We start from the raw sequence: 10,199 nt of genomic DNA, 5'->3' as shown, positions 1-10,199 counted from the left end.
CGCGTTGGGTTGTGGTCGGGCGGGGTTGTCGGATCGTGGGGTGGTGGTGGCGGGTGGTCGTGAGGAGTTGTTGGTGGGGTTGGGTGGGTTGGTGCGGGGTGAGGGGGGTGTGGGTGTGGTGTGGGGTTCGGTGGTGCGTGGTCGGTTGGGGGTGTTGTTTGCTGGTCAGGGGTGTCAGCGGGTGGGGATGGGGCGTGGGTTGTATGAGGTGTTCCCGGTGTTCCGGGATGCGTTTGACGCGGTGTGTGAGGTGTTGGATCGGGAGTTGGGTGCGGGTGGTGTGGTGGGTTCGGTGCGGGAGGTGGTGTTCGGGGGTGGGGGGTTGTTGGAGCGGACGGTGTTTGCTCAGGCGGGGTTGTTTGCGGTGGAGGTGGGGTTGTTTCGGTTGGTGGAGTCGTGGGGTGTGGTGGTGGATGTGGTGGGTGGGCATTCGGTGGGTGAGGTGACGGCGGCGTATGTGGCGGGTGTGTTGTCGTTGGAGGGTGCGGCGGTGTTGGTGGCGGCGCGGGGTCGGTTGATGGAGGCGTTGCCGGAGGGTGGGGCGATGGTGGCGGTGGGGGCGGGTGAGGATGTGGTGCGGCCTTTGCTGGTGTCGGGGGTGGATATTGCGGCGGTGAACGGTCCTGCGGCGGTGGTGCTTTCCGGTGATGAGGAGCCGGTGCTACGGGTGGCGCGCGATTTGTCGGATCAGGGGTGTCGGACGAGGCGTTTGGCGGTTTCGCATGCGTTCCATTCCGCCCGTATGGAGCCGATGCTGGAGGAGTTCCGGGAGGCGATCGCTGATCTGTCGTTCTCGGCGCCGGTGATTCCTTTGGTGTCGAATGTGACCGGGCGGTTGGCGGATGCGGAGACAGTGTGTTCGCCGGAGTATTGGGTGGAGCATGTGCGTTCGGCCGTGCGGTTTGCGGATGGTGTGCGGGCGCTCGCTGACTATGGTGTGGGCACCTATCTGGAGTTGGCGCCGGATGCGGTGTTGTCGGCGATGGTGGGTGATTGTCTGCCGGGAGGGTCGGCTGCTGAGAGTGTGGTGGTGCCGTCGTTGCGGCGGGAGGGCGACGAGCCCCGTGCGCTGATGACCGCCATCGCTCAACTGCATGTGGCAGGCGTACCCCTCGACTTCGGTGCCCTGTTCGGCGGCGCCGTTCCACCCGCCCACCTCCCCGATCTGCCCACGTACGCCTTCCAGCGTGCGCACTACTGGCTCCATGACACCCGGCCCGCTTCCCCCCAGGGGCCCGCCACTGCTTCCGACGACACCGACGCCCGGTTCTGGGCCGCGGTCGAACGTGAGGATCTGGGCTCGGTGGCCGAGGCGCTGGAGCTGGCGGACAGCGAGGACGACCGTGCCGCTCTGGACGCCGTGGGCGGTGCGCTCGGCGTCTTGTCGGACTGGCGACGCAAGCGCGGTGAGAAGTCCGCTGCTGACCGGCTGCGCTACCAGACCACCTGGAAGCCGCTTCCCGGCGCCGCCTCCGGCGTACCCAACGGCACCTGGCTGGTCGTCCTGCCGTACGGCTGCCAGGACGACGATTACGCGGCCCAGGTGGTCCCGGCGCTGAATCGCCAAGGTCTGCGCACCACAACCCTGCGGCTCGACGGGGCCGAAACGGCGGACCGCACCGCTCTCGTCGAGACGTTGCGCAGCGCGCTGGCGGACCACGAGGACATCGGCGGTGTGCTGTCCCTGCTCGCGCTCGACCAGCGCATACGTACCGGCTCCGCGACCCTCACCGAGGGGGTCGCCGCCACTTTGACGCTGGTGCAGGCCCTCGGCGACCTGGGCTCGTCGGGCTCGGCGAGCTCGCTGAGCTCCGGGCATCGTCTGTACTGCGCGACCAGAGGCGCGGTGAGTGTCGGCGCCTCGGACGGGCTCATCGCCCCGGAACAGACGGCCGTGTGGGGGCTCGGCCTGGCCGTGGCGCTGGAGCAGCCGGATCGATGGGGGGCGCTGGTGGACCTCCCGGAGGTGTTCGACGACCGGGCCGCGCGGGCGCTGCTCGGCGCGCTGGCCGATCCGGGCGACGAGGACCAGCTCGCGATCCGTACCACGGGTGCCTTCGTACGCAGGTTGCGGAGCCATCCCCTGCCCACCGACGTGGCGAAGCCGGAGTGGCGGCCACGTGGCACCGTCCTGGTCACCGGCGGTACGGAGGGTCTCGGCAGGCACGCGGCGCGCTGGCTGGCCGGTGCCGGTGCCGAGCACCTGGTGCTGACGGTCCAGTCGGATCCGGAGGCGCCGCATGTGGTGGCCCTGCGGGACGAGTTGAGCGACCAGGGCGCGAAGGTGACGGTGTGCCCGGCGGACCTCACCGACCGGGACGCGGTCGAGCGGCTGCTCACCGGCCCCGCCGCGTACCCCGAGCTCTCCGGCGTCGTTCACACCGCCGACCTCGCACGGGTCGCCCAGGCCGACGCCATCGGCGCCGATGAACTGGCGGAGACGCTGGCGGCCAAGGTCGAGGGTCTGCTCCATCTGGACGCGCTCCTGGCCGATCGCGATCTGGATCTGTTCGTGGTCTTCTCATCGGTCGCCAGTGTCTGGGGCGGTGGCGGCCAAGGGCTGATCGGCGCGGCGAACGCGCAGCTCGACGCCTTGGTCGAGCGCCGCCGCGCCAGGGGTCTGGCGGCCACCTCGGTGGCCTGGGGTGTGATCGACGGCTTCGGTGTGGCCGCCGATGCCACGGCCCAGGAGCAGCTGCGCCGTCGTGGTGTGCTGCCGATGGCGCCCGAGGCGGCCATGGCGGCCCTGACGCACGCCGTCCGCCACGACGACACGCTCGTGGCCGTGGCGGACATCGACTGGTCGGCGTTTGTCCCGGCCTTCACCTCGCTGCGGCCCAGCCCGTTGATCGCCGACCTGCCGGGCGTCCAGGAGATCGTCGACAGCCTTCGCCCGGACGACGCCACCGACGAGTCCGCCTCGGAGTTTCTGCGCGACCTGGCCGGGGCCTCCGACGCCGAGCGCGAGCGCGCCCTGATGAAGGTGGTGCGCGAGAACACCGCCCTCGCACTGGGGCACAGCGGCGTCGAGGCCGTCAAACCACAGCGTGCCTTCCAGGAGATGGGATTCGACTCCCTCGCGGCGGTGAACCTGCGCAACACCCTCGGCGCCGCGCTGGGCACCCAGCTGCCGGCCACCCTCGTCTTCGACTACCCCACGCCCACCGCGCTGGTGGAGTACCTGCGCACCGAGCTCCTGGGAGACCAGGGCGAGGACGAGATCACCGAGGCCGATGAGGAGGAGATCCGCCGCGTACTGGCCGCCGTGCCGCTCAGCCGGTTCCGCGAGGCCGGAGTGCTCGATGCGCTGCGGTCGCTGGCCAGAACCGATGCGGCCGCACCGGACGGGAGCGGCTCGTCCGCCGATGAAGAGCTCGATCTGATCGATGGAATGGATATCGCCGGACTGGTCCAAAGGGCATTCGACGGAACCCAGTTGTAATCGCACTCGAAGCGGTTGGAGCAGCCATGAGCAGCAGCCAGAGCGAACAGATCGTCGAAGCCCTGCGCGCCTCGCTGAAGGACAACGCCCGGCTGAAGCGCGAGTACGACAAGGCGGTCGCGGCCACCACCGCCCCGGTCGCCATCGTCGGGATGGCCTGCCGACTGCCGGGTGGCGTGAGCACACCGGAGGAGCTGTGGGAGCTGGTGGCCACCGGCGGTGACGGCATCTCCGGCTTTCCGGTGAACCGCGGCTGGGACCTGGACAACCTCTTCCACCCCGACCCGGACCACCCCGGCACCAGCTATGCCATGGAAGGGGGCTTCCTGCACGACGCCGGTGAGTTCGACGCGGGCTTCTTCGGCATCTCGCCCCGGGAGGCCGTGGCGATGGACCCCCAGCAGCGGATCATGCTGGAGTTGTCCTGGGAGGTGTTCGAGCGCGCCGGAATCGACCCGACGAGCAAGCGTGGCAAGGACGTCGGGGTCTACTCCGGTATCGCCTTCCACGACTACGGCGCCGGTCTCGACGAGGTCCCCGAGGGGCTGGAGGGCTTCATCCTCACCGGTGGCGCGGGAAGTGTGCTGTCCGGACGGGTCTCCTACGCGCTCGGCCTCGAAGGCCCCGCCGTGACCATCGACACGGCGTGTTCGTCGTCGCTGGTGGCGTTGCATCTTGCGGCGCAGGCGCTGCGGGCGGGGGAGTGCTCGATGGCGCTGGCCGGTGGGGTCACCGTGATGGCGGCCTCCGACGCCTTCGTGGGCTTCTCCCGCCAGCGCGGACTGGCCCCCGACGGCCGGTGCAAGGCGTTCGCGGCCTCGGCGGACGGCACCGGGTTCTCCGAGGGCGCCGGTGTGCTTCTGCTGGAACGCCTGTCCGACGCCGTCAGCGCGGGCCACCCGGTGCTGGCGGTGGTGCGCGGCTCGGCGGTGAACCAGGACGGTGCGTCCAACGGCCTCACGGCGCCGAACGGCCCCTCACAGCGGCGCGTCATCCGCCGGGCGCTGAGCAGCGCGCGGCTGTCGGCGGCCGATGTGGACGTGGTGGAGGCACACGGCACGGGTACGGCGCTGGGCGACCCCATCGAGGCACAGGCCCTGCTGACCACCTACGGCCGGGACCGCGACCGGCCGCTGTGGCTGGGGTCGGTGAAGTCGAACATCGGCCACACCCAGGCCGCCGCCGGTGCGGCTGGTGTGATCAAGATGGTGATGGCGCTGCGGCACGGCGTATTGCCGAAGACGTTGCACGTGGACACGCCCACACCCCAGGTGGACTGGTCGGCCGGCGCCGTGGAGCTTCTGACCAGCGAACAGCCGTGGCCGGAGACGGGACGGGCGCGCCGGGCCGCCGTATCGGGCTTCGGGATCAGCGGTACCAACGCCCATGTGATCCTCGAAGAGGCCCCGGCCCCCACCCAGCCCACCGAACCCGGCCCGGCGACCGGTTCGTCCGCCGAAACCGGCCCTGAATCCGGTCCCGAAACCGGTCCCGAATCCGGTCCCGCCACCGGTCCCACGATCCGCCCCGCGGCCGCATCGGCCGCCACCGATCCGGCCCCGTCGCCACCGCTGCTGGGCGATGCCCCGGTACCGCTTCTGGTGTCCGGCCGGGGCGAGTCGGGACTGCGTGCCCAGGCCCAGCGCCTGCTGTCGTTCCTGGAGGAACGCCCCGAAGTGGCCCTGCCGGACCTCGGCTGGTCGCTGGCCTCCGGGCGCGCCGCGCTGGAGCAACGCGGTGTGGTGCTGGCCGCCGACCGGGACGGCGCGCTGCGCGGCCTGGCCGCACTGGCCCAGAACACCCCCGCCCCCGATCTGATCCGCGGCACCGGCACCGGCACCGGCACCGGTCCGGCCACCGGGCATATCGCCTTCGTCTTCCCCGGCCAGGGCTCGCAGTGGCAGGGCATGGCGGCCGAACTGCTCACCTCCTCACCGGTGTTCGCCGCCCGGTTCGCCGAATGCGACGACGCGTTGGGCCGCCTCCTGGACTGGTCCGTCACCGATGTGATCCAGGGAGCCGACGGAGCGCCATCCCTGGACCGCATCGAGATCCTGCAACCCGCGCTGTTCGCGGTGCATGTGTCCTTGGCCGCGGCGTGGGCGGCGGCCGGGGTCGAACCGGCGGCGGTGGTCGGCCACAGCCAGGGCGAGATCGCCGCGGCGTACGTGGCCGGGGCGCTGTCGCTCGAGGACGCGGCCAGGATCGTGGTCCTGCGCAGCGCCCTGTTCGCCGAGGAGCTGGTGGGCAAGGGCGCGGTGGCCTCCGTGGCGCTGTCGCCCGACGCCGTGGAGAAGCGGCTGGCGGCCTGGGACGAACGGCTGGTGATCGCCGGACGTAACGGCCCCTCGGCGGTGACGGTCGCGGGCGAGGTGGCCGCGCTGGAGGAATTCGTGGGCGGCTGCAAGGCCGATGGGATCCGGGCACAGGTCGTGGGCTCGACGGTGGCCTCGCACTGCGCCCAGGTCGATCCGCTGCGGGACCGCATCCTGGCGATGTTCGCCGACATCACCCCGCGCCGTGGACACATCCCCTTCTACTCGACGGTCACCGGCGGTGTGCTCGACACCGGCGAACTGGACGCCGAGTACTGGTTCCGCAACGCACGCCATCCGGTGAACTTCGAGGGCGCGATCCACGAACTCCTCGCCGATGGCTTCGGCTTCTTCGTCGAGTCCAGCGCCCACCCCGTGCTGGTGACGGCCATGCAGCAGATGTTCGAGGACGCCGGGGCCGAGGCGGTGGCCGTGGGTTCCCTGCGGCGCGAGGAGGGCGGTGCGCGGCGGTTCCTCGCCTCCCTCGCCGAGGGCCATGTGGGCGGGCTGCCGGTGCACTGGCCGACGGTGTTCGCCGGTGCGGAGCCGCACCGGATCGATCTGCCCACATACGCCTTCCAACGGCGCCACTACTGGCTGGAGTCGGCCGAAACCACCGGTGACGCGGCCGGGCTCGGTCTCGAATCGGCCCAGCACCCCCTGCTGGGCGCGGTCACCGAATTCCCGGAGTCCGGCGGTGTGCTGTTCACCTCCCGGCTCTCGCTACGTACACATCCCTGGCTGGCCGACCATGCGGCGGCGGGCACGGTGCTGCTGCCCGGGGCGGCGTTCGTGGAGCTTGCGGTGCGCGCCGGGGACGAGGTCGGTTGCGGTGTCGTGGAGGAGCTCGTCATCGAGGCACCGCTCACCCTGGCCGAGGGCGACGGCGCGCGCCTCCAGGTGTTCGTGGGCGAGGCGGGCGACTCCGGGCGGCGCACGCTCTCCGTACGCTCCCGCCCGGAGGGAAGCGGACCGGGGGCGGCCTGGACCCGGCACGCCACCGGTGTCCTGGCCCCGGCCGCCGTCACCACCGCACCGGACACCGGCCTCGCCCAGTGGCCACCGGCCGGAGCGGTCCCGGTGGACCCGGAGCGGGTGGCGGAGACGTACGAGGACATGGCCGCCGCCGGGTACGGCTACGGACCGGCCTTCCGGGGGCTGCGCGCGGTGTGGACCCGGGGCGAGGAGGTGTTCGCCGAAGTGGCACTGGCCGAGGACCAAGGGCTCTCGGCGGACGGCTTCGGCCTGCACCCGGTGCTGCTCGACTCCGCCATGCACGCGATCGCCTTCCGTGAGCCCGGCGCCGCCGAGGCCACGCTGGCGCTGCCGTTCGCCTACCGCGACGTCGCCCTGCACGCAGCCGGGGCGTCCGCGCTGCGCGTCCGCATCACACCGAACGGCCCCGAGGAGGTGGCGCTTCAGCTGGCGGACACCGGCGGCGCGGCCGTCGCCGCCGTCGGCTCGGTGGTGTCCCGGCCGGTCGCCACCGAACTGCTGGACACCGGCACCTCTCCCACCCGGGAGCGGATGTTCCGCGTCGGCTGGGACGAGCTTCCGGCACCGGCGGCCGACACCACACCGGACACCCCACACCCCGTACCGGTCGCGACCGCCGAGGACATCCGCGAACTGGCCGAGACCGCCGACCTGGGCGTGCCCGAGGCGCTGCTCCTGGACCTGACCGGCGACGGCCAGGAGCCGAGCGCGAGCGGCGTACGGGAGGCGACCGGCCGGGTGCTGGAACTGCTTCGGACCTGGCTGGCCGCACCCGAACTGGAGGACACCAGGCTGCTCGTGCTCACCCACGGCGCGGTGGCCGTGCACCACGACCGGGAGCTGACCGACCCCACCGCCGCCGCCGTATGCGGTCTGTTGCGCTCCGCGCACGCCGAGAACCCCGGGCGGATCACACTGGCCGACACCGACCGGAACCAGGCGTCCCTGGCCCTTCTGCCCAGCGTGTTCACCGGCGGGGAACCGCAACTGGCCCTGCGCGACGGCATCCGCTACGCCCGTCGCCTCACCCGCGCGGACACCACCGGCGCGCTCGCCCTCCCCGCGGGCGCGGCGGCCTGGCGGCTGGAGCCCGGCACCGACGGCACCCTCGAAGGGCTCGCGCTGTGCCCCGCGCCCGCCGCGCTGGAGCCGCTGGCCGCCGGTCAGGTCCGGATCGAGGTCCGGGCGGCGGGGCTGAACTTCCTGGACGTCCTGGTCGCGCTGGACATGAACCGGGTCGACGCCACCATCGGCAACGAGGGCTCAGGAGTGGTCACCGAGATCGGCCCCGGAGTGGCCGGGCTCACCGTCGGCGACCGGGTGATGGGGCTGTTCCCCGACGCCGTCGGGCCGGTGGCCGTGGCCGACCACCGCACCGTGGTCAGGATCCCGCACGGCTGGTCCTTCCAGCAGGCCGCCACCGTGCCGATGGCGTTCCTCACCGCCTACTACGGGCTGCGGGACCTCGCCGGACTCCGGTCCGGTGAGTCCGTACTGATCCACGCCGCCGCCGGTGGGGTCGGCATGGCCGCCGCACAGCTCGCCCGGCACTGGGGGGCCGAGGTGTTCGCCACCGCCGCCCCCGCCAAATGGGACGCCGTACGCGCCACCGGAATCGGCGAACACCGCCTCGGCAACTCGCGCACGCTGGACTTCGAACCGCGCTTCCTGGACGCCACCCGGGGCCGGGGTGTCGATGTGGTGCTGGACAGCCTGGCCGGGGAGTTCGTGGACGCCTCGCTGCGGCTGCTGCCCCGAGGAGGCCGGTTCCTGGAGATGGGCAAAACCGATCTGCGGAGCCCCGAGGAGGTCGCGGCCACTCATCCCGGCGTCTCCTACCAGGCGTTCTCCCTCTATGAAGCGGGCAACGACCGCATCGGGGAGATGCTCCGCGAACTGGTCGAGCTGTTCGACCGGGGAGCGCTGCACCCGCTGCCGCTGAACACCTGGGACGTACGACACGCCCCGGCCGCCTTCCGGTACATGAGCCAGGGACGGCACATCGGCAAGAACGTGTTCACCCTGCCCCGCACACTTGACACCGACGGAACCGTCCTGGTCACCGGCGGTACGGGCTCGCTGGGCCGTCTGGTGGCCCGGCGCATGGTCACCGAGCATGGGATGCGCCACCTTGTCCTGGCCGGACGGCGCGGCCGGGCCGCCGCGGGGATACCGGAGCTGGAGGAAGAGCTCGGCGCGCTGGGGGCCACCGTGCACACGGTGGCCTGCGACCTCGCGGACCGGGACGCCGTGGCCGCGTTGCTCGGCTCGATCCCCCAGGACGCCCCGCTGACCGCCGTGGTGCACACCGCCGGGCTGCTGGACGACGGCGTGATCACCACCTTGACCCCGGAACGGCTGGACGCGGTGTTCCGGCCCAAGGTGGACGCGGTGCTCAACCTCCACGAGCTGACCCGCGACCTCGACCTCGCCGCGTTCGTCCTCTTCTCCTCCGGGGCGGGCACCTTCGACTCCCCGGGCCAGGGCAACTACTCCGCCGCCAACGCCTTCCTCGACGCACTGGCCCGCCACCGCCACACCAGCGGGCTGCCCGCCACGTCACTCGCCTGGGGCCTGTGGGGGCAGGTCACCGACATGAGCGCTCACCTGGACGACTCCGACCAGCGGCGCATGGCCACGGGCGGCATGCTCGGCCTCTCCGTGCCCGAGGGCATGGAGCTGTTCGACACCGCGTTGCGTGGCCCCGACACCGTGCTGGTCCCCGCTCACATGGACTTCGCCGCCCTGCGCGCCTTGGCCGGCTCCGGCTCGCTCCCCGCGTTGCTGCGTGCCCTCGTACGAACCCCGCGCCGGGCCGTCGACAACGCGGCGGCGGACACGGATGACCTGGTCAGCAGTTTGTCCAGGGCAACCACCGGCCAGCAGGAGAAGATCCTGCTCGACCTGGTCCAGCAGGAGGCCGCCGCCGTCCTCGGCCATGCCTCGGCCGATCTGATCGAACCGAACCAGCCCTTCAAGGACATCGGCTTCGACTCGCTCACCGCCGTGGAACTGCGCAACCGGCTCTCCCGCCGAGCCGGGGTGCGGCTGCCGGCCACGCTCATCTTCGACCACCCCGCCCCCGCGCCACTCGCCCGCCACCTGCTGGGCCAACTGGGTCAGGAGGTCGACACCTCCGAGGTGCTGATGGCCGAGCTCGACACCATGGCCGCGACCCTGGCCGAGGCGGCCCCCGACGCCACGACCCACGCCACGGTGTTGGCCCGCCTCCAGCTGCTGGTCGAGCAGTGGGAGACCACGGCGGGCGCCACAACCACCGACGAGGAGGAGTTCGACGTGGACACCGCGACCGACGAGGCCATGTTCGAGCTCATCGACCGGGAGTTCGGCACATCGTGACCACCCGACCCAACGCGACCGCATCCACACCGCACCCGCCGACCCTCCAGCAGACGCCACCGTTTCGTTCAGGAGCGAACTCTCAT

The 10,199-nt window shown here is 71.8% G+C and carries 2 protein-coding genes; both read left to right on the top strand.

Annotation, left to right across the window (positions count from 1 at the left end):
* Positions 1–3,442: SDR family NAD(P)-dependent oxidoreductase (locus AB0E24_RS30640; RefSeq protein ID WP_359381827.1), on the top strand; the 3,442-nt coding region annotated here is incomplete at its 5' end.
* Between the two features lie 26 nt (positions 3,443–3,468).
* Positions 3,469–10,113, top strand: a complete 6,645-nt coding sequence (locus tag AB0E24_RS30635; RefSeq protein ID WP_359381824.1) for a type I polyketide synthase — start codon at positions 3,469–3,471, stop codon at positions 10,111–10,113.
* Positions 10,114–10,199: the final 86 nt, after the last annotated feature.

Origin of the sequence: Streptomyces malaysiensis subsp. malaysiensis, from assembly GCF_040653035.1 — a bacterium.
GTDB classification, from domain to species: domain Bacteria; phylum Actinomycetota; class Actinomycetes; order Streptomycetales; family Streptomycetaceae; genus Streptomyces; species Streptomyces malaysiensis.
Note: the sequence above shows the minus strand (reverse complement) of the source record. Positions and strands in the feature narration are given on the sequence as shown.

What these genes read in the sequence shown, in the direction of transcription:
- AB0E24_RS30635 (WP_359381824.1), top strand. Translation starts at nt 3,469, where the DNA reads ATGAGCAGCAGCCAGAGCGAACAGATCGTCGAAGCCCTGCGCGCCTCG.